This is a genomic window from Psychrobacter faecalis (assembly GCF_016107575.1).
GTDB classification, from domain to species: domain Bacteria; phylum Pseudomonadota; class Gammaproteobacteria; order Pseudomonadales; family Moraxellaceae; genus Psychrobacter; species Psychrobacter faecalis.
The window spans coordinates 1-23,663 of record NZ_JABAST010000021.1; the positions used below are offsets into that span (position 1 = coordinate 1).

The 23,663-nt window shown below is 46.3% G+C and carries 16 protein-coding genes; 6 read left to right on the forward strand and 10 right to left on the reverse strand.

The genetic code is table 11. The annotated features are described in order from the left end of the window. The first annotated feature begins 248 nt into the window (after window positions 1-248). The 3 genes from JFC07_RS07955 to JFC07_RS07965 all read left to right on the forward strand — a co-directional run bounded on the left by JFC07_RS07955 (window position 249) and on the right by JFC07_RS07965 (window position 4,513). Window positions 249-2,702, forward strand: coding sequence for a YgiQ family radical SAM protein (locus JFC07_RS07955; RefSeq protein WP_191691506.1), 2,454 nt, complete (start codon window positions 249-251; stop codon window positions 2,700-2,702). Between the two features lie 630 nt (window positions 2,703-3,332). Beyond that, window positions 3,333-3,746 (forward strand): hypothetical protein, encoded by a 414-nt coding sequence (locus tag JFC07_RS07960; protein ID WP_144297539.1) that lies wholly within the window; start codon window positions 3,333-3,335, stop codon window positions 3,744-3,746. 233 nt (window positions 3,747-3,979) lie between these two features. Beyond that, entirely contained in the window at window positions 3,980-4,513 is a 534-nt protein-coding gene (locus tag JFC07_RS07965) for a hypothetical protein (protein ID WP_191691504.1), read from the forward strand. A gap of 183 nt (window positions 4,514-4,696) precedes the next feature. Here JFC07_RS07965 and JFC07_RS07970 read toward each other — a convergent pair whose 3' ends face one another. From JFC07_RS07970 to JFC07_RS07985, 4 genes are all read right to left on the reverse strand, one after another. Further along, window positions 4,697-5,212 (reverse strand): hypothetical protein, encoded by a 516-nt coding sequence (locus JFC07_RS07970; protein ID WP_198328803.1) that lies wholly within the window; start codon window positions 5,210-5,212, stop codon window positions 4,697-4,699. A gap of 250 nt (window positions 5,213-5,462) precedes the next feature. Continuing rightward, complete coding sequence (ligA, locus tag JFC07_RS07975) at window positions 5,463-7,559, reverse strand: NAD-dependent DNA ligase LigA (RefSeq protein ID WP_198328804.1); 2,097 nt, start codon at window positions 7,557-7,559, stop codon at window positions 5,463-5,465. Window positions 7,560-7,824: 265 nt separating this feature from the next. Then, window positions 7,825-8,838, reverse strand: a complete 1,014-nt coding sequence (locus JFC07_RS07980; RefSeq protein ID WP_068405919.1) for a cell division protein ZipA — start codon at window positions 8,836-8,838, stop codon at window positions 7,825-7,827. A 223-nt stretch (window positions 8,839-9,061) separates the two neighbouring features. Then, the gene (locus tag JFC07_RS07985) at window positions 9,062-12,985 is read right to left on the reverse strand and encodes an AAA family ATPase (RefSeq protein WP_198328805.1); all 3,924 of its coding nucleotides are present in this window, start codon (window positions 12,983-12,985) and stop codon (window positions 9,062-9,064) included. A gap of 139 nt (window positions 12,986-13,124) precedes the next feature. Here JFC07_RS07985 and JFC07_RS07990 point away from each other — a divergent pair, with 139 nt between their 5' ends. Next, a complete protein-coding gene (locus JFC07_RS07990) occupies window positions 13,125-13,439 on the forward strand; it encodes a DUF4298 domain-containing protein (protein WP_068405925.1) in 315 nt (104 codons plus the stop codon). 3 nt (window positions 13,440-13,442) lie between these two features. Here the strand turns inward: JFC07_RS07990 and JFC07_RS07995 are convergent, their stop codons facing one another. Beyond that, window positions 13,443-14,246: a sulfite exporter TauE/SafE family protein gene (locus tag JFC07_RS07995; protein WP_198328822.1), complete on the reverse strand. Its 804-nt coding sequence runs from the start codon at window positions 14,244-14,246 to the stop codon at window positions 13,443-13,445. Window positions 14,247-14,453: 207 nt separating this feature from the next. Here JFC07_RS07995 and JFC07_RS08000 point away from each other — a divergent pair, with 207 nt between their 5' ends. Continuing rightward, window positions 14,454-15,479 (forward strand): biotin--[acetyl-CoA-carboxylase] ligase, encoded by a 1,026-nt coding sequence (locus JFC07_RS08000; RefSeq protein ID WP_068405928.1) that lies wholly within the window; start codon window positions 14,454-14,456, stop codon window positions 15,477-15,479. A gap of 61 nt (window positions 15,480-15,540) precedes the next feature. Beyond that, window positions 15,541-16,269 (forward strand): pantothenate kinase, encoded by a 729-nt coding sequence (locus JFC07_RS08005; RefSeq protein ID WP_068405931.1) that lies wholly within the window; start codon window positions 15,541-15,543, stop codon window positions 16,267-16,269. Window positions 16,270-16,470: 201 nt separating this feature from the next. Here JFC07_RS08005 and JFC07_RS08010 read toward each other — a convergent pair whose 3' ends face one another. The 5 genes from JFC07_RS08010 to JFC07_RS08030 form a co-directional block, all read right to left on the reverse strand. Further along, complete coding sequence (locus tag JFC07_RS08010; protein WP_193031096.1) at window positions 16,471-17,658, reverse strand: isovaleryl-CoA dehydrogenase; 1,188 nt, start codon at window positions 17,656-17,658, stop codon at window positions 16,471-16,473. Window positions 17,659-17,861: 203 nt separating this feature from the next. After that, window positions 17,862-18,782 carry a hydroxymethylglutaryl-CoA lyase gene (locus tag JFC07_RS08015; RefSeq protein WP_193031098.1) on the reverse strand — a complete coding sequence of 307 codons (921 nt, stop codon included), beginning with the start codon at window positions 18,780-18,782 and terminating at the stop codon, window positions 17,862-17,864. Window positions 18,783-18,975: 193 nt separating this feature from the next. Further along, window positions 18,976-21,087 (reverse strand): acetyl/propionyl/methylcrotonyl-CoA carboxylase subunit alpha, encoded by a 2,112-nt coding sequence (locus JFC07_RS08020; RefSeq protein ID WP_198328806.1) that lies wholly within the window; start codon window positions 21,085-21,087, stop codon window positions 18,976-18,978. 56 nt (window positions 21,088-21,143) lie between these two features. Then, a complete protein-coding gene (locus JFC07_RS08025; protein WP_198328807.1) occupies window positions 21,144-21,950 on the reverse strand; it encodes an enoyl-CoA hydratase/isomerase family protein in 807 nt (268 codons plus the stop codon). Between the two features lie 53 nt (window positions 21,951-22,003). Then, window positions 22,004-23,614, reverse strand: a complete 1,611-nt coding sequence (locus JFC07_RS08030; RefSeq protein ID WP_198328808.1) for a carboxyl transferase domain-containing protein — start codon at window positions 23,612-23,614, stop codon at window positions 22,004-22,006. Between the last annotated feature and the right edge of the window lie 49 nt (window positions 23,615-23,663).

A 23,663-nucleotide genomic window follows, 5' to 3' on the forward strand; every position in this document is an offset into this window, starting at 1 on the left:
TCAAACCTATCTAATAGTCAATATTGGCTAGGTTTGAGTAAGATTTTTGGAACGGTTGTTAACGTTTAATAACCCTTCTTAGCAAAAGATTATCCCAAACTATCAATAACTTACCTTGCTATTATAAAATCTCTTTTTTACATAATGAAAGCAATTCATGTTAAAATGAGCGCTTTTAAATGAGCCGTTGTTAATGAATAACGATAACGGCTTTTTTAGTGCCATTTTTCTAATGAACAGGTCCGCTCATGTCTGCCGATACCATCGCCCGCACCGCCTTTAAACAAGGCACCAAACCTCTTTACGACTACGACAAACATTGGGCAAGCTGCTACGAGCCTGCGCCTTATTTGCCAATGAGCCGCAAAGAAATGGACGATTTGGGCTGGGATGCCTGTGATGTCATCATCATCTCAGGCGATGCCTATGTCGACCACCCAAGTTTTGGCATGGCGATTATCGGCCGTTTATTAGAAGCGCAAGGCTTTCGTGTTGGCATCATTGCCCAGCCAGATTGGAAGAGCAAAGATGCCTTTATGGAGCTCGGTAAGCCGGTTTATGCTTATGGCGTGACCGCGGGTAACATGGATAGTATGATAAACCGTTATACCGCTGACCGTAAAATCCGTAGCGATGACGCGTACTCGCCTGGTAACGTGGCTGACAAACGCCCTGACCGCGCGGCCATCGTTTATAGCCAGCGCTGCCGCGAAGCCTATCCTGATGTGCCCATTATTTTGGGCGGCATCGAAGGCAGCTTACGCCGTATCGCTCATTATGATTATTGGTCGGATAAAGTCCGCCGCAGTATCTTGATGGATGCGCGCGCTGATGTCTTGTTATATGGAAATGCTGAGCGCGCCATCGTCGATGTAGTACATGGCTTATCAAAAGGTTACACCTTTGAGCAAATGAGCAGTTTGCGCGGTACGGCGTACTTATTGACCCCGACCCGTCGCCATTGGCAAGCAGGTATGACCGAGGTTGCCAGTAATGATGTCGATACCGTTGGCCGTGTCGATCCGATTATCAACCCGTATGTGATGACGGAAGACGTCGATCAGTGTTCGATCGAGCAAGATAAGACTAGCGCCTCACCCGTTGGACAAGCTACGTCAGCAATGACAGGTATGTCAGCCCAATATGCGAAACAGTATCAAGGATTTGTCGCCGAACCCGTGACCAATAAAGTCTTAAATGCTGACCAAGTCGATGAAGACACGCAAGTAGTACAATTGCGCGGCTTTGATAAACCACAAACCGCACGTAAACATAAACTTAAAATGCCGCCGCGTGAGCAAACGGTCATTCGCCTGCCTGATTATGAGCACGTCAAAGCTGACCCAGTGTTGTACGCGCATGCCAACCGTATCTTGCACCTTGAAACCAATCCGGGTAACGCGCGTGCTTTGGTGCAGCGTCATAGTAGCGGCGCTGGTAACTCGCATACCTCGATTGACGTTTGGCTCAATCCGCCACCGATTCCACTCTCAACCGAAGAGATGGATTACGTCTTTGATCTGCCGTACGCGCGTCTGCCGCATCCAAGCTATGGCGATGCGCGCATCCCTGCTTATGACATGATTAAATTTTCGGTCAATATCATGCGTGGCTGTTTTGGCGGTTGTACGTTTTGCTCAATCACTGAGCACGAAGGCCGTATTATTCAAAACCGCTCAGAAGAGTCTATCTTGCGTGAGGTCGAAGCGATTCGTGATACGGCGCCAAACTTTACTGGCGTTATCTCTGACCTTGGTGGGCCGACCGCCAATATGTATCGCCTCAACTGTAAAGACGAGACGATAGAGAAGAACTGCCGTAAGCCGTCTTGTGTCTATCCTGACGTCTGCGATAACTTGATTACCGATCACAGTAATTTGACCCAGCTCTATCGTAAAGCGCGTGATATCAAAGGCGTGAAAAAAATCTTGATTGCTTCAGGTTTACGTTACGATTTGGCTATTAAAGACCCTGAATACGTCAAAGAATTGGTCAGCCATCATGTTGGCGGTTATCTAAAGATTGCTCCTGAGCACTCTGAAGAAGCGGTGCTGTCAAAAATGATGAAACCTGGCATGGGCAACTACGATAAATTCAAAGCCATGTTTGAGCAATACAGCCAAGAGGCCGGCAAAGAGCAGTATCTGATTCCGTATTTTATCGCCGCTCACCCCGGTACTAGAGACGAGGATATGATGAACCTCGCGCTGTGGCTAAAAAGTCATGGCTACCGCGCTGACCAAGTACAGGCGTTTTATCCGAGTCCGATGGCAACCGCAACCACCATGTACCATACGCATAAAGACCCGCTGCATAAAGTGAGCCGCAGTGAGGGCGATATGGATATCGTCAAGTCTGGCAAGCAGCGTAAACTGCATAAAGCTTTCTTGCGCTATCACGATCCAAAAAACTGGGTCATGCTGCGTAAAGCGCTACAAGATATGGGACGTGGAGATTTGATTGGCAAAGGTCGTGGCTGCTTAATCCCGCCATTTAACGCCAGTTTAGAAGGTCGTGATGCCGCGCAAGACAGCTATCAATCGGCGCGTAAAAAGAACAGCCGCTTGGGTAATGACTCGGTAAAACGCAGCAACAATAGTTCTAACGCTGCAAAAAACACCTCGGGTAAAAACAGCAAGCGAGTCAGCAAAGGCAACTTCCAAACTCAGCATACTGGCTTACCACCGCGCAAGACTAAGTAATTCCAATAGCGATTAATCATTGCTACTAAATCCGTTAAATATTTTAGTTAAGCTCAAACTAAAGCGCCTATCGGCTCAGCAGTCGATAGGCGCTTTTTTATGTTTTTCACATTAAATATATTAGAATTACTCTAAAATCGATACAGTGCGACTGGGATGAATTTTTCGTAGCCTCTGTGATAACAGCAAGCAAGGAAAATTTATACCAGTCGCAAAAAGCTATAACGTATCGCTTTTATCTTGAACTGACTATACATTGGCTTTTTTGAATAACTGTTTAAGCTTATAGTCAAAATATCCTAAAAACGCGGCGGTATTGCTGATATCAATTTTTTGTAGCCTCTGTCTGCGTAGGCACAGCAAGCAAGAAAAATTTATATCAGCAGTGCTTGATGTATTGATATCATTTTTCATTCACTATAGTTATTTTACAGAAGCTATTAAGGTCAGCGTTACATTAACCAGTGTTTAAGTAACTTAACGAACATGTAACAAACAATTTATAACATTATCTAGAAAGGCTTTTCGTTAACATAGGCGCTATATGCATAAGGCGCCGTTAAAAAGCGCACGATTAGAAAAAGAATAGTCAAAAAATACCTGCTAGTTTTTACATTTTTGGAGAATGCCATGAATACCCTAACCAAAGTTGCTGTTGCCCTACCTGCTCTAGCGTTACTTAGTGCCTGTGCGACCACCGCACCCACCACACCAAACAAAACCCCTGCGTCAGAAAGCGTGACCGATGTCGCCTATGACCGTATGGCGCCAGCCCCTTATACTTGTACCGATGACAGCAAAATCTTGGCAAAACAGTCAATCAATAAAAAACAAGTCATGCTAAATGCGACTTTACCTAAAGTAAACTGGGCAGACCAACCTATCATTTTAAATGGCGGCGTCCAAGGTGATACGGCAAGCTATGTCAATGAGTCAAACCCAGAAGTGGTCTATGCTTGGCACATGAAAGAAGACAAAGGTATCCTTGCAATGAAATGGGCAAACGGTAAAGAATATCAAGTAAACTGCCAAATAGGCAGATAATGATTTTGGTTTAATTGCTCATTGATAATGATAAACCCATCATTGTTAAACCCATAACTATTAAACCTAGCACTATATAAACAGTCATCGAATGATGGCTGTTTTTTTATGGTCGCAAATTTAAAAGCGTACTCGCTAATGCTTTATTTTATTATGCTAGAGAAGCAACGCGAAAACTGGCAAAATAGCGCTGATAACAATTGCATGATAATCAATAACAAAAGGATACTTCGATGGTTAAGCGCCTCATAAGTATGATGATAATGGCTAGCATAGGCTTGGCGGCACTAACGAGCTGCGATAATAGCGCCAACGATTCTAATGGCACTGCTACATCTTCTGCTGCGCAAACAGCTGACGCAGCAGACGTGCATACTATCGACTGGTCACTGGTCGCAAGCGGCGAAAAAGCTGTTGACCCTGCCACTTATGAGTATCCGTTTGCGCTTGATAGCCAAAATGTGCGCGATTATGCGAAGTATTTCGGTGTAGATAATACCACCGCGCAGCATAATCTGACGATAAGTATGGCAAGCAATGAAGCGCTGTCAAAGCTGCTCGATCAGCTTAGCGAAACCTATACTTCGCATGAGCTAACCGACGACAAAGAGATGAAACTTATTATTCATACCACGCCTGATGTTGCTGCCAGTAGCTATGATTATGTACTGTCAGACGACTTTGCGAAAGGATTGGTATTACCTATCGTGATTCAGCCGGATAGTAAGAAAGGTGAGGTTAAGGCGCATGGAGAGGTGGCGAAATAGAATACTAGATGCTTCTTGAAGATTGCTACCATAGACTATAGTTTAACCGAATTTATTAGAGTAATTTATTTTATCTAGTGCGCCTAGCGCATCCTATATCCATTACCTGCCCACTTAAAATGTTTTTGGAAAATACCCAAAAATGGTGCTGATTATAATATGCCTTGATCATATATTATTTAATTATATTGAAAAACCCTTTGCTAGATCTAGCATTTGTATTGAAAGCATACTTTTAGTTTTAGACATTTTAGCTACGTCATTTTCTATATCTTTCAACCATTCTTTAACCGCATTTAAAACGTCTTTTCCAAACTGATCAACTTGCAACTGCAAGGTATTGTTCAACATATTGTTATGTATATGAATACCTTGATGCAAAGGTTGGACAAATTTAAATTTTTCTAACACTTCTCTAGCTCTCTGAGTAGAAATATCGTCCTGACCTTCATGCAGTAATGCACATCTTAAAGCATAAAAATCTGCACCACTTAGAAAAACTCTATCTGAGCCACAGGATGTTATTGTATAACTGGGTTCTATATATTTCTTAAACCAATTGATAGTACGTTGTTTTGAGCCTGCATCAGGGTAGTCAACCTTACCGCAGATATCTGGCAAAGTTAGGCAGAGAAACAATACTGAATACCAGTTTTTAGAAATTAAAGATAGTTCTAGTGCTTTAACGAAACTTTCCATATCATCAATCCTGTAGGTAAACTTTATTACGATGCAAGCTCTTGGGCGAGGGACGAGCGCCGAATAAACCATTAAAGAAAGACAGTTCATGACCCGCATATTTGCCCACTATTAAAGCAAGCGATGCTGAGGCCAGGCTTTTTTATTTTGCTATTGCACTAGAGACGAACGAGTTATTAAAGAATAACTTACCCAGAAAATTCCCTTTAAGGAATTTTCTCTTGCGAACCTAACAAAGCAGTGCTTTGTTTTAACGGTTCTCACCAACCATCGCCAAAAACTCTTCCTCACCCACTATCTTAATGCCCAATTTTTCCGCTTTGGTGAGCTTCGAGCCAGCTTTATCGCCTGCCAATAGCGCGGTGGTTTTTGCCGAGATACTGCCCGAGACTTTTGCACCCAGCGCTTGCAGTTTGGCTTTGGCTTCATCACGCGCCATGCTATCAAGCGCCCCTGTGATGACCCATGTTTGCCCATCGAGTGGCAATCCCTCTGACAGCACTTGCTCAACCTTGTCCCAGTGCACGCCCGCTTCGCGCAATGCGGTGATGACTTCGATATTGTGCGGTGCGCGGAAGAACTTATAAGTCAGCTCAGCGGTGATTGCGCCAACATCAGGCGTTTGTAGGAGCTTGTCGATATCCGCTGTCATTAGGCTATCAAGGTCGCCAAATTGCTGCGCCAAATTCTGTGCTGTTGTCTCACCGACGCCGCGAATACCGAGCGCATAGATAAAGCGCGCCAGCGTCGTCTGCTTACTGGCTTCGATAGCATTAACGATGTTTTGCACCGATTTTTCGCCCAGTTTTTCAAAATTAATCAGCTCATCCGTATGCTTGTGCAATTGATAGATATCGGCGACGGTCTTGACCAAACCGTGCTCAAAAAAGCTAATCAACCAACTTGCGCCTAAGCCATCGATATCCATCGCCCGACGCGAGACAAAATGAATGAGGGCTTCTTGCTGCTGCGCGGGACAAAACAATCCGCCCGTACAGCGTGCCAACGCTTCACCTTCAGGCAAGACCACAGGCGAGTCGCAGACAGGGCAAATCGCTGGCAATTTAACCGGCTCTGAATCTGCTGGACGTTGATCAACCCAAACGCGGGTGACTTTGGGAATGACATCCCCTGCACGGTGGACGCTGACCATATCGCCTGCGCGCACGTCTAAGCGCTGAATTTCACCAAAGTTATGCAAGGTGACATTGCTGACGGTAACGCCGCCGACTTTGACTGGCTCTAACTTACCAACTGGGGTAATTTGCCCCGTACGTCCGACTTGCCATTCGATATCATTTACACGCGTCATCACCGTTTCGGCAGGGAATTTATACGCCGTTGCCCAGCGCGGCTCACGCGATAAAAAGCCAAGCTGCTGCTGCAATGCCAAGTTATTAACCTTGATGACCATGCCATCAATTTCAAACGGCAGCTGACTACGGGTTTCAATCATCGACTCATAATAGGCTTGTGCTTCACGCGGGTTTTTTACCACTCTGACCGCGCTGACGCTAAAACCTATGTCACCAAGCCAAGCCAAGGCGGCTGATTGAGTTTCTATATTTTCAGGTAAACCTTGATTGACTGAATAACAATAAAAGGCCAGCGGACGGCTAGCAGCAATAGCGGGGTCAAGCTGACGTAAGCTACCAGCGGCGGCATTACGAGGATTGGCAAAGGTTTTATCACCCTTTTCTTCTGCTAGGCGATTGAGACGCTCAAAACCTGCTTTTGGCATCAGTACTTCACCGCGTACTTCTAATAATGGAATCTCGCTTGCCGCCGTAAGCCAAAGCGGTAGATTACGAATGGTTTTGGCATTTTGGGTAATATCCTCGCCGGTTTGCCCATCACCGCGCGTCACCGCTTGCACAAATTGACCATATTCGTATTTGAGTGACACCGCCAAACCATCAAGCTTTAGCTCAATTTCGTATTCAGGATTTTTCTGCGCGTCATTGAGACGATCATTGACGCGGCGCATAAAGCCATGCAGCTCGTCATAATCAAAAACATTGCCAAGCGATAGCATGGGTACGTCGTGCCTGACTTGGGTAAAGGCGGATAGCGGCGTATCGCCAACTTGATTGATTGGGCTATCGGGCTGTATTAAGTCAGGGTACGCCTCTTCAAGCTCCAATAAAGAGCGCCGCAGCTGATCGTATTCGCTGTCTTCTAAAATCGGATTATCAAGCACATAATAGGCATAATTATGCGTTTTTAAATTATCAATAAGCGTGCGCATTTGAGCAGCGATGGCAGCAGCATTGTCTGCAGATTGGGTATCGGCAGTATTTTTAGAAGCAGTATTTTTAGAAGCAGTCGGTACAATAGGATCAGTCATAGTCGGCGTCTTTTTTTTGCAATTCAAGATGCCGATATGATAACAAGTTTGCAGGTTAGTCGGATATGATTTTGTTGAAAACTCATCCTGTAGAGAGCCGCTTCTGTAGAGAACTAGGTTTATAGAAAACTAAATTTATAGAGAATCAGGCGAATGAAAGGCTCTTAAATCAAAAGTTAAAAATTAAAAAAGGCAAATAACGTCAAGCGCTATTTGCCTTTTACAATACTTTAGGAATAATTTTAACCGTTTATCTATTCAGATTTTACCCTTCATAATCGCGAACTTGGTTACGCAATTGCTGTTTATATTCTGGGGTAATGGGGTCATTGTCTTCGTCAAGCATCACGGCGTCCAAATCGCTTGCCATCATATAGGCAATACTCATCATACTGTCAAAGCTGCGTAGCGCTTGCGGATGCGGCAACGATAAAAAGAGCACCACGCCATTGTAAGTATTGGTCGCCACACTATGCGGGTCAAAAGGCGCGATACCACTATCCGTAATGCCCATCATGCTAAACCACAGCATGCCGGTGCCGTCTTTTTGCTCATAGCGATGGAACATATTCATCGCGCCATAACGCAAACCATATTTATCCACTAACGCCAGCAAATCACGCCCACGAATTACTGCTGCTGGGCGGTCGCGATACTGATGCGGCAAGATAGTGATATTGATATTGTCTTTGGCATTAATTAACGGTCCGTTTTGCGCTTCATCAACTGGCTCTGAGAGATGCTGATCGAGTATCGGGCTATTATTATCAAAGCTTGGTTCGTCAGCGGTATCAATGACTGGCATTAAACTGTCCGTCGCTGACATGAGGCTGGAAAACGCGTCCGGCTCTTGCTCGATATGCATCTGCTCAGCTACTTCGGTAAACTCGCTGTTATCCGCTCGCTGCTGCTCCTCTTGCCAGCGCGCATAGTCGGCGTCATCTACCACGCCATTATCCTCATTACTATCATGGCGGGCAGCAGTTAGTTGGGTATCGACATTGCTATGCGCCTCTGTCAATGGCTCTTCTTCGACCACGGCATTGAGATAACTGCGATCAGGGGCGATGCTGGTTTCACCTGCGACCGTATCATCCAAGTCTGGCTGCTCGACGATATTGCGCTCATGACGCGGAATAATGGGAATACCGTTTTTATCATAATTGACCGCGGCAGCCTCAGCAGTTTTGCGCCGTTTAAAGCTGCGAATGACCATAAATAGCCCTGCAAGCACGATAAATGCGGCAATGGCGATCAAGATAAACTGGATAGCGGTCATGAGAAATACATCCTAATATATGACAAAAGGGAGAGTACAAGTGCGAAGAAATGGCAATAGTCTAGCATGGCTAATGCATATCGTCACCATATAGTCAGCGTTTATCATTGGCCCTAAAGCCTTCACTGACTAATTTTCCGACTACTCGCCTGACGTTAAATGCTAGCCCTAACTATACCACTGACAAGCGCTTGCCGTTATTAATTATTTTGCTACTGGGCGCTCAATCAGAAAGGTAATTTGCTGCCTCATCAAGCGACACACTGACTAAAGTAGAAATCCCCGCGCTTGGCATGGTGACGCCTTTTAATTCATCAGCAATCTGCATCGTCAGCTTATTATGACTGATAAAAATAAACTGCAAGTCATCTGCCAACTCATTTATCAAGCTGGTAAAGCGGGCGACGTTGGCATCATCAAGCGGTGCATCGACTTCATCGAGCACACAAAATGGTGCCGGATGCTGTTTGAATATCGCAAAAATTAAGCTAAGCGCGGTCAAGGTTTTCTCACCGCCTGACAGTACCGCTAGGCGACTATTGCGCTTACCTTTTGGCTGTGCCATTAAGGTCAACCCTGCCCGCCACTGTTCTGACTTTGGCGCATTGGCAGGCATCTCGTCCGTATTAAGCGTTAAGCTTGCTTGCCCGCCACCAAAGACTTTAGCAAATAAATTGGCAAGCTCGTTATTGACCGCATCGAGCGTCTGCATAAACAAGGTCTTGGTGGTTTCATCAATTGAGTCAATCGCTTCCGTCAAGGTCTGCATACTGGCGGCAATATCTGCGGTCTGCTGCGCAAGTGGCTCTAAGCGCTCATTAACTTCTGCCAATTCTGCTACTGCGGCGAGATTGACCGCGCCAATTTTACTTAATTGCTGCTCAAGCTTCGCGCGTTCAGATTCTAATTCTGCGATTTTATCTGGGCGGACGCGGCGATCATGGGCGATAAAATCCGCCAATAAATTTGAGACGCTCATCACTTGTTGCTGATGCTGCTGAACTGTGTCCGATTGCGCTTGATATTTATGGCTGATCTTGTAATAAGCCTCTAGCGCTTCTTGGGTATGGCTACTGGCATCTTCTAATTTTGCAGCGCTTAATGCCAGCTCAGTGGCAAGACCGGCAAGCTCAGATTGCTGCATTTGCAAGTCGTTTTGCAGTGTATCTAATTCAGTCTGCTGCTGATTATATTCCCCTTTAAGCGCTGTTAATGCCGTTTCGCGTGTGGTTAATACTGCCTGCTGCTCATCGCGTGCTTTCTGTGCTGTTTGCAATGCTACTTGCAAAGCTGGTAGTTTATTTTTCTGCTGCTCGTGACGCGCCTCTAGACTTTGCTCGTTTTGCAGCGACTTTTCATGCTGCGCAGTTGCCCGAGCAAGACTGCTGACACTATGCTCTAAGCGCATCTCGCTCTGCTGAATACGCAGCTGCATTGCTTGCCAAGCGTCATCATCTACCTGCCGCGCACGATTTAGCTCACTGCGCTCGGACTGTAATTGCTGACTTAATAAACGCGCATCGGCTATTTGCGGCGTTAGCGCTGCTATCTCACTTTGGATATGCTGCTGCTCATGAGTTAGGGTCTGCTGTTCTTGCTCTAATTCTTGTTGCTCTTGCTCAAGGGCAACTTTATCAGCATTGAGGCGTTGACTGTCCGCTTGTAGGCGTTCTGCATTGGCGCGCTTGGTGGTGAGCTGTTGCTGGTGTTGGTGTTTATCGCGAGTTAATTGCTCAGCTTGCGCGCGCGTTTCTTCTAAGCTGACCATCAGGGCATCATAGTTGCGTTGGTGATTAGCAATCGCCTTTTGCTGCTCTTGTATTTTAGTCTCGAACTCATCAAGTAAATCTTCTAACGCTTGTAAACGGCTGCGTTGCTGCAAACGTTGGCTTAAAAACTGATTATTGCTATCGTTTTGTCCATTTTGCGCGCTAGCAAATTTGCTCAAATTAGTCGTACCCTGACGACTGATAAACCAGCCGTCCGAGGTTAGTAAAATAGCGGATGCTGGCAATGCTTTTAAAGTAACAGCCAAATCTTCCAATGTTTGCTGAGTATTCGTTTTAGATGGCGCGGTATATAGATAACAGTGCTGCCACAACGCTAAATTTGGTGCAGTAATCAACTCTGATAACGACAATACTTTATCCGTTAAGTGATTTGGCAAAGCACTGATAAATGATTTTGCGCCTTTATCATTTGTCTGAGCAGGTAGCCATAGACTATGACCATTTTCTAGCTGCGATTTATTCTTTGAATTGTCGTTCTCGTTTTGCGTGGTTTGATAAGTAAATAAATCTGTTAAATCCTGCTCGAGCGCTTGCCATAAACTATCAGCTTTTTGAGAATTGTCATTAATCTTTTTATCGCTTGACTGCTTAGAAATCAGCACATGGCTATCCAACCATAACGCCAACACACTATCGAGTAGCTCGGCATGCTGCTGCCCTTTGGCACTTAACTCAATCTGCTCACGCAAGGTGGTAATCGATAATTCGTTTCCTAAATCATTGTTTAAATCGGCGGTTTTGGCATGATGAATAGGCAGCTGGTTTTTTGATAAAGGCTTCGGATGTAATATCTGATGCAGTGTATCGTATTCACCTGCCAAGACCGCGTGACGTTTTTCATCCTCGCTTAACTCGCGCCGTTGAGTGTTTAAGCGTTGCTGTAACTGATGCGCTTGCGGTTGTAGCTCGGATAGGCGCTCATCGATACTGTCTTGCTGACGCTCAATCTGTTGCAGCTGTTTATTGAGCTCAGTCACTTGTGCATTTAACGTCTGCTGTAAACTTTTCGTATCAGCGTCATTTTGCAAACCAGCACTTTCGACTGGTGATAACGACTGTTGTAATTGCTGCCAGAGATTTTGCCAGTTTTGCTGGCGGCGCTGCCATTTATCATGGTTTTGCTGCTGGCGTTTTTGCGCTTGGTTATTAATCGCTTGCTGCTGCTCAAGAGCGCGCGCATTATCTTGCAGGCGGGACAGCTGGTTTTGCGCATCATGGTAAGCGCGCTGCAACGGTTGTTCATTGCGTTTATGCCTGTCGCGTTTATCGTTAAGCTTACTAAGCTGTGGGCGCAACTCCTCTAATATATTTTGCTGCTCGGCCTGCTCAGCTTTTAAACGTTCAATTTCACTCACCGCTTGCTGACGCTGCTGCTCTAAACTGTTCAGTTGCTGTGCAATTACGTTTAATTGTGATTTAGCATCGCTAAGCTCATGCTCCGCTTGTTGATAGCTTAGCTGCTGCTGATAGTGGCTACTTTGGGCATCGTCTTTTAGCCATTGTTCTTGATTGATATGAGCCGCAAGCTTGTCTTGTTTGGCTTTTAGCGCTTCATAACTGGCTTGTAAAACAGCAACTTCACTAGCGCTGCGCTCATGAGCGATTTTTTGCTGCTGCTGATGATGCTTTGCTTGATAAAGCTGTTGAATGGCAAGCTGTTGTTTGATATCGGCAAGCGCTAACGCTAGCTCTTCATAACGCTCGGCACTGGCCGCTTGCTTAGACAAGCGTTTTTGTTGGCTCACCAGCTCGCTTTGCATATCGTGTAGACGGGCTAAATTATCCTGGGTTTTCTCAAGTTTCTTTTGCGTTTCCTCACGGCGCGCTTGATAACGAGAAACACCAGCGGCCTCTTCGATAAATTCACGTAATTGTAGCGGGCTAGATTCAACAATCCGTCCAATCATACCTTGCTCGATGACCGCATAACTGCGCGCGCCAAGCCCTGTACCCAAGAACACATCGACCACATCACGGCGGCGACAGCGCGTGCCATTGATAAAGTAGTCCGAGCGCCCCTCCAAATTTACCTGTCGGCGGACGGACAGCTCGTGATAGAGATTAAACTCATGGCGAATCCCCGTCTGCTCATCTTGCGTATGCTCAAAGGTCAGCTCAACACTGGCAACGCTTTTGGCGGCTTTATCTTGCGTGCCGGCAAAGATGACATCACTCATCGCCCCGCCGCGTAATTGCTTGGCGGAAGTTTCGCCCAATACCCAGCGAATGGCATCAATGACGTTGGATTTGCCGCAGCCGTTTGGCCCGACGATGGCGGTGATACCATGACGGAAGGTAAAAGTGGTTGGATTGGCAAAGGATTTAAAGCCTGCCAGCTTGAGAGATTTTAGGCGCATGAAATATCGATAGACTTAGCAAAAACAGGCGGCTATTCTACCGCAAATTGTGACGAGTTTTTAGGGTTTGTGAAGGATGCTATAATAGTGGTGAAAATTTGCATGATGCATTTAAATAATAACAATTAAGGCCATGACAATGACTGAAGACAATTTTGAAAAATATAATCCGCAAGAATTACAGCAAAAATATGAAGAATGGTGTGAGCTGCATCGTAAGCAGCTTGAGGCGCAGCAGCAGTTTTTGCGCGCTGAAGCCTTGCAAAACGAGTTGAAAAAGTACTATCTCAACCCACAATGGATGACAGACCGTGAAGCGGAGCTGCCGATTGAGCACTCGGGTAAAGCGCACTCAATCTTTAGTGAAGATGCGCTATGGAGTATGCTCAGCGACCATGATGAGCTCGCCAGAAAGTGGATGCGTTTGGGGCTTGATGCGATTGATAGGAGATAAAGCCTAAATCACCCCAATCCCACTTAACAACAATTGACCGCCTGCAAATAACAGCAGCACCCCAAAAGCGCGTTTCAGCGTCAGCGCGGGCAATATATGGGCAAGCTTGGCGCCGACCTTTGCCATCGCAAAGCTAGCGACAGATATGCATAAAAAGCCCGTGATATGGACAAAGCCTATTGTGCCCTCAGGCAGGTTAACCACGTCTCGACCGAACCAGGCAAAGCCTATCGCACCAGCGACGGCGATGGGCAAACCGCAAGCAGCAGACGTACCGACCGATTGTTTCATCGGCAATCCTGCCCAGTTTAAAAACGGTACGGTCAAACTACCGCCGCCAATGCCAAAAATAGACGACGCCATACCGATGCCTGTCCCTGCCCCAAACTGTACGCCAGCTGACGGTAACGGCTTACCCAATTGTTCTTTATTGGATAAAAACAGCATTTTTAAGGCGACCAATAGCGCCCCGACACCGATGATAGCTTGCAAGACTTTGCCGTCAATCATATCGGCGATACCGGCACCAACCAAACTGCCAATGACCAAGCCCAACGCCATTTTGCGCCACACTTCCCAGCGTACGCCGCCGCGCTTATTATGGGCAGTCAGTGAGCTTATAGAGGTCACCACAATTGTCGCTAGTGAGGTGCCAATCGCCAAATGGGTGACCACTTCGGGTGAAAAATGATAGGCGGTAAAAATCCAAACCAATGCGGGTACGATAATCATGCCACCACCGACGCCAAATAATCCGGCGCTGACACCCGCAAACGCCCCTGCAGTCACAAACCACACATATAACATCATCGAATCGGCCTTTTATCCTGCGTCTTTTTTATTAAAATCGTATAATCATCTAATTGTATAGTCACTCGAACATTACCTGCTCAATCGTATTTGCTAAATCATAATCTGACCTTTATGCTGTTTGCTTTGTATTGTTAATGAGCAACAATCGCTCAGTATATCAAAGTTTATCCACGCCAATTTATCCCATCGACGAAACTTATTATGCCGCCATTTAATCCATCATCCGACGCTTTGTCTGCCCAACCTTTTGAGTCATTAGAGCTTGAGCATTTACCTAAGCTTAACCATCGCCACCTTGCCAGTAGCGGCTCGACCAATAGTGAGCTGATAGCAGCGCTACAAAATGGCCGCCTAAATGCAGCCGAGATGCATCTACTAACAGCGGAAACCCAAAGTGCTGGACGCGGACAACATGGGCGCTCATGGCAGTCGCCGCGCGGCAATGTCTACTTATCGTTATATCATCCGGTGCATCTACCGATTAGCGGTTTATTGTCGCTGATTATCGGCGTTGAACTGGCAAAAATGCCTGTAATTCAAGTGCTAAATGAGCAATTGCGCGTGCAAGGTTTGGCAACAATCGGGGTAAAATGGGCCAATGATTTGGGCTTTTATTCAAAGCAATATTCGCAGCAGCATTCATTTCAAAATCAATCTGAACCTGAATCGAATGACGCTGCTTTAAAGCCGCTTGAATCTACCAAACAAACCCTACCCTTTCATAAGCTTGCTGGCATTTTAATAGAACCCATAACAAAAGCAGGAAGATTGGTGGGCGTGGTGATGGGCGTGGGTCTAAACGTGCAAGCTACGCCTAAGCTTACGGCACAAACTTGCGAGGGTATGAGTTATCAAGCGATTAGCTTACGAGATATTTGTGCCATGCTTGAGCCAAAAGCGCCGCCTATTTCACTTCCAGACCTAAAAACGCTTTATCAGCAAATGAGTGAGGCTTTAATGGCAGCGATGACCCGCTTTGAGTATTTAGGATTGGAGAAGCCAACCGGGCAGCGTTATTATTTAGACAGTTTTTTGGCGCAGTTTGACGCGATGGATGCATTGGCAGGGCTGCGTTTGCGCATCACCCAAGACTACAACGGCAATGTCGAGACGCTGACCGGTTATGCATGCGGTCTTGATACACATGGATGTTTGCAATTACGTGAATATAACGGTAAGATTTCTGCGCTTTTTACCGGTCGCATTGATGTGATTGGTGACGCTTAAACCTTTAAAATACCATACCTAAAAAAACCATACTGAACGAGCACTATATAAAGGGATTTTTATGCTCTGGTTAGATCTTGGCAATACCCGTCTTAAATACTGGCTCACCGATGATATCGGGCAGATAGTTGCGCACGATGCCAAGCAGCATTTGCAAGCGCCTGCCGAACTGCTCATGGGTCTAACCGATCGTTTTGCGCGTTATGCGCCAGATTTTATTGGGATTTCCTCGGTATTGGGCGATGACTTAAATGTAAAAGTATCTGAAACCTTGAGCCGCCTAAATATTCCGTTCGAATTTGTCCACGTCGATGCTGAGCATGCCTTGATGCAAAGCGCCTATGATGACGAACAGCTCGGCTGCGATCGCTGGCTACAGATGCTAGGCGCAGTCGATAAGAAAAAACGCCAGTGCGTGATTGGCTGCGGCACGGCGGTGACGATTGATTTGATTGATCACGCTGAGCATTTAGGCGGTTATATTTTCCCCAGCATCTATCTGCAACGTGAGTCGTTATTTTCTGGTACCAAGCAAATTACGATTTCTAATGGCACTTTTGATAGCGTGAGCCCCGGCATCAACACAAAAGACGCCGTCCATCGCGGCATTATGTTGTCCATCGTTGGCGCGATTAATGAAATCAGTAACCGTTATCCAAACTTTGAGCTCATCATGACCGGCGGTGATGCGCATATCATTGCGCAACATATTAATCGTTCGGTGCGTATGCGCGATGATTTATTATTAAATGGTCTGGCCCGTTATTTTGACCATAGCAAACAGACATAGTGTTTTGAACGTTTGTATAAATAAAAAAAGCAGGCCGTTTTAAGCGACCTGCTTTTTTATTTTTAGTTTATTCGATTTAAAAGCGATGCTAGGTGCTTATGGGATGATTTTTTTGCAACCTCTGTCACGCCTGCGAACAGCAAGCAAGAAAAAATTAGCCCATGAGCAAGAGTTTAGTATATAAAGAACATTCTATAATTTCTACTTAGTCTCGTTAAATAGCTCACGGCCGATTAGCATACGACGAATTTCACTGGTGCCCGCGCCGATTTCATACAGCTTGGCATCACGCCAGTAGCGACCAAGTGGATATTCATTGGTATAGCCGTTACCGCCAAAGATTTGGATGCCCTCGCCTGCCATCCACGTGGCTTTTTCCGCACACCATAAAATCACGCTGGCGCAATCTTTACGTACTTCGCGGCTATGACCGGCGCCGCGTTGATCGAGCATATCGAGATTTTTACCGACCGTATATAAGAAGCTGCGTCCCGCTTGCAGGATGGTATACATATCGGCGACTTTACCTTGGATAAGCTGAAATTCACCAATTGCTTGCCCAAACTGCTTGCGATCATGAATATAAGGCACGACGTTATCCATCACCGCTTGCATGATACCGATAGGACCTGCGGCGAGTACCGCGCGCTCATAATCAAGCCCGCTCATCAGTACTTTGACACCTTCACCAACGCCGCCCAAGATATTTTCTTTGGGCACTTCAACATTATCAAAAGTCATCTCACCGGTATGACTACCGCGCATGCCAAGCTTATCGAGCTTTTGCGCTGTACCAAAGCCCTTCATACCTTTTTCAACGATAAAGGCGGTCATACCTTTTGCGCCAAGCTCTGGATTGGTCTTGGCATAAACCACCATTACGTCAGCATCTGGGCCATTGGTAATCCACATTTTGCTACCGTTTAACACATAATGTCCGTCTTTTTCTTCGGCTTTAAGCTTCATACTCACTACGTCTGAACCAGCGCCCGGCTCACTCATCGCTAATGCACCAATGAATTCTCCACTAATCAGCTTGGGTAGATATTTTTGCTTTTGTTCCTCTGAACCATTACGTTTAATTTGGTTGATACACAGGTTAGAATGCGCCCCATAACTTAACGCCACAGAAGCAGAGGCTCGGCTAATCTCTTCCATCGCCACCATATGAGCGACATAACCCATATCAGAACCGCCGTACTCTTCTGGAACGGTAATGCCATGCAGACCGAGCTCGCCCATTTTTTGCCATAAATCCATTGGGAACTCATCGCTACTGTCGATTTCGCTTGCACGCGGGGCAATTTCTTTCGCTGCAAACTGTTGTACCACATCACGTAAGGCGTCGATATCTTCGCCAAGCTGAAAATTTAATCCAGGTAAACTCATAACCATTCCTTGTATTTTGATGTTTAATTTCTTAAAAATTTAGATCTATTTAAAAAGAGACCATATAGCTGGTACAAATTTTTATCGCTTGCTGTGCGCCTGCGTCACTCCAGAGGCTTCAAAAATTTATACCAGCTATCTATCCATTTATTTCTGTTCATTTATTTCTATTCATTTAGCTTATGACTGGCTTTATTTTTTAGTTAAGACTGACGTTTATTAATCAACGCACGCGCCACGCTTGAACCATTGCGGCGACCCAAGAATTCACTGATACGCTCGCCAGCCACGACCAATTTATCCAAATCAATACCCGTACTGATACCCATACCGTGCAGCATATAAACGACATCTTCGGTGGCGACATTGCCCGTTGCGCCTTTGGCATACGGACAGCCGCCAAGCCCAGCCACTGAGGTATCAAATTCGCTAACACCCATTTGTAAGGCAGCTAAGGTATTACTTACGGCTTGACCATAAGTATCATGAAAATGACCTGATAGCATGCTGATATCAGCGTATTCTAATGCGGCTTGCAGGGCGCGCTGTACTTTTAGCGGTGTACCAACACCAATCGTATCGGCAATACCAATCTGCTCAGCGCCAATCTCAACCAAACGCTTGGTCACATAAGCCACCTGGCTGGGAGCAATCTCGCCTTCATAAGGACAGCCAACCGTACAAGAGATAACGCCACGTACTTTGATACCCTGCGCTTTTGCAGCAGCGGCAACGGGCGCAAAACGCTCAATGCTTTCATCAATACTACAATTGATGTTTTTTTGGCTAAAGGTTTCACTGGCTGAGCCAAAAATAACGATTTCATCGGGGCGATGCACAATAGCATTTTCAAAACCGCGCATATTGGGCACTAGGACTGAGTAGCACACCTCCGTCTGACGTGTAGGTGCTAGCGCGTCAAGTAGCGCGCTATTATCACCCATTTGCGGCACCCATTTAGGCGAAACAAAACTGGTCGCCTCGAGCTTTTTGACGCCTGCTGCGATTAAATCGTTGATCAGCCTTTGTTTAACTGCAGTCGGTACCGTCATGGACTCATTTTGCAGGCCATCACGTGGACTAACATCAACGATTCTGACGTGGTCTGGGTACGAGAGTTTCATGCTTATCGTCCTTTTTTATGCGCCCTTTCATAGTAGTTTTAATTTAGAAATGTTACAGGACTGCTGGGATAAATTTTGCGAAGCCTCTGGAATGCGAAGCGCACAGCAAGCGAGGAAAATTTATACTAGCAGAGCGATATTTTAAACGAACCACTTTTATATTAAATTGGCTATGTTATCAGTACCTCAGTTACTAGCTTTCACTCGTCTCACTATCGATGCGCAGTAGCTCGTCGCCATCGGCAACCAAATCACCCTCGGCAAATAATAGTTCTGCCACCACCCCATCCGTCGGTGCAGTAATGGTATGTTCGATTTTCATCGCTTCGATAACGGCAAGTGGCTCGCCCTTTTTCACACTATCGCCAACCGCCACTTTGAAGGCGACGACTTGTCCTGGCATTGGTGATTTTAAGCTACCGACCGCCGCAGACTCTTCACCGACATGTGCCATGATATCAATAAGCGTAATCTCATCACGACCGCTATCGGTGAATACATAAACGGTTTCATTATTTGTCCAGCTCTGCGCGCTAATACGTACGCCATCTAGCCATAACGTATGATTATGCGCGTCAGTACTGTCATAGCTAATTTCACTTTCATAGACTTTTTCTGTCTGGGCGGCGACATTGGCATTGGTTTTTTCTTCGTTACTTGCGATTTCTTTTTCAATCACTAGGGTAAAGCTGCTGCTATTTTCAGCCCCTTTTTTACTTTCCGCACTATTTGCATTGTGCCAGTTGCTAATACGTGCTTGGTACGCCTGCTCATCATAAACCAAGCTAAACGAGCGCGTATAATCACTATAAGCACGGAAACCAGTCGGCTTACTAAATGGATCGATGTCTGACCCTTGTGCTGCGCCTTCACTAGCAAGCTGCTGCGTAATGGCAGTCACGACCAGCGTCGATAAATCAAGCGGATGCTGATTAAATAGCTCGTCCGCCTCACGCTCGATAAGCGCCGTATCAAGATTGGCTTGGCTAAACGACTCAGTATTCAAGATATAGCGCAAAAACGCCACGTTATTTGGCAAACCAACGATGCGCGTTTGAGCGAGTGCGCGGTCGAGTTTCGCTAACGCTTGCTCGCGGGTCGGCGCATGGACGATAAGCTTCGCAATCATAGAATCGTAAAACGGGCTAATCACATCGCCCTCGCGCACGCCATCGTCGATACGCACATCGGCAATGTTAAAGGTACTGTGCTCAGGCTTTTGATAGGTAAATAAAGTACCCGTCGCTGGCAAAAAGCCATTATCAGGATTTTCAGCGCAGATACGCGCCTCGATAGCATGCCCATTAATCACCAGCTCGTCTTGCTTTTTCGGTAATGGTTTACCTGCTGCGACCAACAGTTGCCATTCAACCAAATCGACACCCGAAATCGCTTCACTAACTGGATGCTCCACTTGCAGGCGGGTATTCATCTCCATAAAATAGAAATTCATCGTGCCTTCGCGCTGCTCAACGATAAATTCAACCGTACCTGCACCAAAATAATTGACCGCACGCGCCGCTTCGATTGCGGCTGTTCCCATCGCTTCACGCATGGCAGCGTCAACACCGGGTGCTGGTGCTTCCTCTAATACCTTTTGATGGCGGCGCTGTACCGAGCAATCTCGCTCAAACAAATGCACATAATTGCCAAGCATATCGCCAAATACCTGAATTTCTATATGGCGAGGTTTTAGGGCATATTTTTCAATGAGTACTTGGTCGTCACCAAAACTGGTAATCGCTTCACGGCGACAGGATTCTAGTAAGTCAATAAAATCGCTGCTTTCTTCAACAATACGCATACCTTTACCGCCGCCGCCAGCGCTGGCTTTAATTAAGACGGGATAACCGATACTGTCTGCTTGCTGTTGTAAGAATCCTGCATCTTGATTGTCGCCATGGTAACCCGGTATCAAGGGTACACCAGCCGCCTCCATCAAACGCTTGGACTCAGACTTGCCGCCCATCGCCCGAATCGCGTCGGCAGATGGGCCAATAAACATCAAACCTGCATCCTGACAAGCCTGAGCAAAGTCGGCATTTTCACTTAAAAAACCATAGCCTGGATGGATTGCTTGGGCGCCAGTCTCTTTAGCAATCGCAATAATCGCATCACCTTTAAGATAGCTGTCTTTTGGTGCAGAACCACCTAAATAAACCGCTTCGTCACAGACAGCAACGTGCTTGGCGCCGCGGTCGGCATCAGAATAAACAGCGACGGTACGAACACCCATACGTTTGGCAGTCGCAGCAACACGGCAGGCAATTTCGCCACGGTTGGCGATTAGAATTTTAGAAAACATAACTGTTCCTGTAACTTATCGTTTTTATTTATCGGTTTGACTATCGTTTTTTGCTACTATTCTGTCGTTAACCAATCAGGCTTACGCTTGTGCAAAAAGGCTTGCACGCCTTCCTTTCCTTGCGCTGATGAGCGAATATCAGCGATACCTTTAACGGTATCAGCAACCAGCTCATCGGTAATCGGTGCACCTGCGACTTCGTGCAATAAACGCTTGCAAGTCTTGACCGCATTGGGGCTATTATTAACCATCTTGGCGCATAAGGCTGCGACTGTGTCGTTAAGTGATTCTTCACTAACGCGCTCATGGATAAAGCCAAGCTGCCGCGCCTTTTTGGCATCGAACACCTCTGCACTTAAAAAGTAGCGATGCGACGCTCTAGTCCCTAATGCTCTTACGACATACGGACTAATGGTGGCAGGCGCTAATCCCAGACGTACTTCGCTTAAGCAAAAATTGGCAATCTTAACCGCAATCGCTATATCACAGACGGCGACTAGACCCATACCACCTGCATAGACATCGCCTTGAATCGCAGCCACCGTTGGCTTTGGACATTTATAGATAGTTTTGAGCATTTGCGCCAGTTTATCGGCATCGGCAAGGTTTTCTTCATAGCTATAATCTGCCATCGCCCGCATCCAGTTCAAATCAGCACCAGCGCAAAACGCTTTGCCCGCCGCCGCTAGCACAACCACACGGACATTATCATCAGCGCCAAGCGTGGAGAAAACCTCAGTCAGCTCGGCGATCATTTCATCGTTAAAGGCATTACGTATCTCAGGACGATTTAACGTCACCGTCGCGACGTGCTGCTCAATATCGACCAATAGGCTTTTATAGTTATTCAGATTTTTTTGCATAACCTTCTCTATTTTTTATATATGTGAAATGCTTGCCCATATTCCATTTAATGCTACATTCTAAAGACACCAAAGGTCGTCTCTTCAATCGGGGCGTTATAGGCAGCACTTAGCCCTAATGCTAATACGTGACGCGTATCGGCAGGATCAATCACGCCGTCATCCCAGAGACGTGCTGTCGCATAATAAGGGTGACCTTGCTCTTCGTACATCTCAAGGATCGGCGCTTTAAAGGCAGCCTCATCTTCCGCGCTCCACTCTTCACCTTTACGGTCAAAATTATCACGCTTGACGGTTGCCAGTACCGAGGCCGCTTGCTCGCCGCCCATGACCGAGATACGCGCGTTTGGCCACATCCATAAGAAGCGTGGACTATAAGCACGGCCACACATGCCGTAGTTACCAGCACCGAATGAGCCGCCGACGATGACGGTAAATTTTGGTACTTTGGCGTTGGCAACCGCCATGACCATTTTGGCGCCATGACGGGCAATACCTTCGTTTTCGTATTTACGCCCAACCATAAAGCCAGTGATATTTTGCAAAAATACCAACGGGATTTTACGCTTACAGCACAGCTCGATAAAATGCGTGCCTTTTTGTGCTGATTCACTAAATAGGATGCCGTTGTTGGCGATAATACCTACTGGCATACCTTCGATATGGGCAAAACCGCAAACCAGCGTCGTGCCAAAACGTGCTTTGAATTCATCAAACTCACTATCATCGACGATACGAGCGATAATTTCTTTAATATCAAAAGGTTTACGCTTATCGGTTGGAATGATGCCGTATAACTCTTTGGCATCATAGCGTGGTGGACGCGGTTTGATTTGATTTGGGATTTGCTTAGCAGGACGATTTAAGTGGCTAACGATATTACGCGCTATCGATAGCGCATGGGTATCATTTTGCGCCAGATGATCGACCACCCCTGACAGACGCGTATGCACATCGCCGCCGCCTAAGTCTTCAGCGGTGACCTCTTCACCCGTTGCCGCTTTAACGAGTGGCGGACCGCCCAAAAAGATAGTCCCTTGCTCTTTGACAATGATAGATTCGTCACTCATCGCTGGCACATAAGCACCGCCTGCGGTACAACTACCCATAACCACAGCGATTTGCGGAATACCGGCCGCACTCAGGTTGGCTTGGTTAAAAAAGATACGGCCAAAGTCATCTTTATCAGGGAATACTTCGTCTTGATTGGGTAAGTTTGCACCGCCTGAATCGACCAAATACACGCAAGGTAAGTTATTTTCTTGGGCGATTTCTTGTGCACGTAAATGCTTTTTGACCGTCATCGGATAGTAAGTGCCGCCTTTTACGGTGGCATCATTACAGACAATCATACACTCGGTACCGTTGATGCGGCCGATACCCGCAATCACGCCCGCCGCTGGTACCTCTTCGCCATACATATCATGCGCTGCCATTGGTGCGACTTCTAAAAATGGCGTACCGACATCGAGCAGGCGCTCAACACGCTCACGAGGTAGCAGCTTGCCACGCGCTAAATGCTTGGCACGCGCGCGCTCTGAACCACCTTGAGCGACTTTACGCAGGTGCACATATAAGTCATCGACTATTTCTTGCATGGCGGCACGGTTTTGCTGAAAATCGGCAGCGTTCGGACTCAATTTACTGGTTATGATAGCGCTCATGATATCCCTTTTTTATACTTGTGTTTATTATTCAATAACTTCTTAAAAT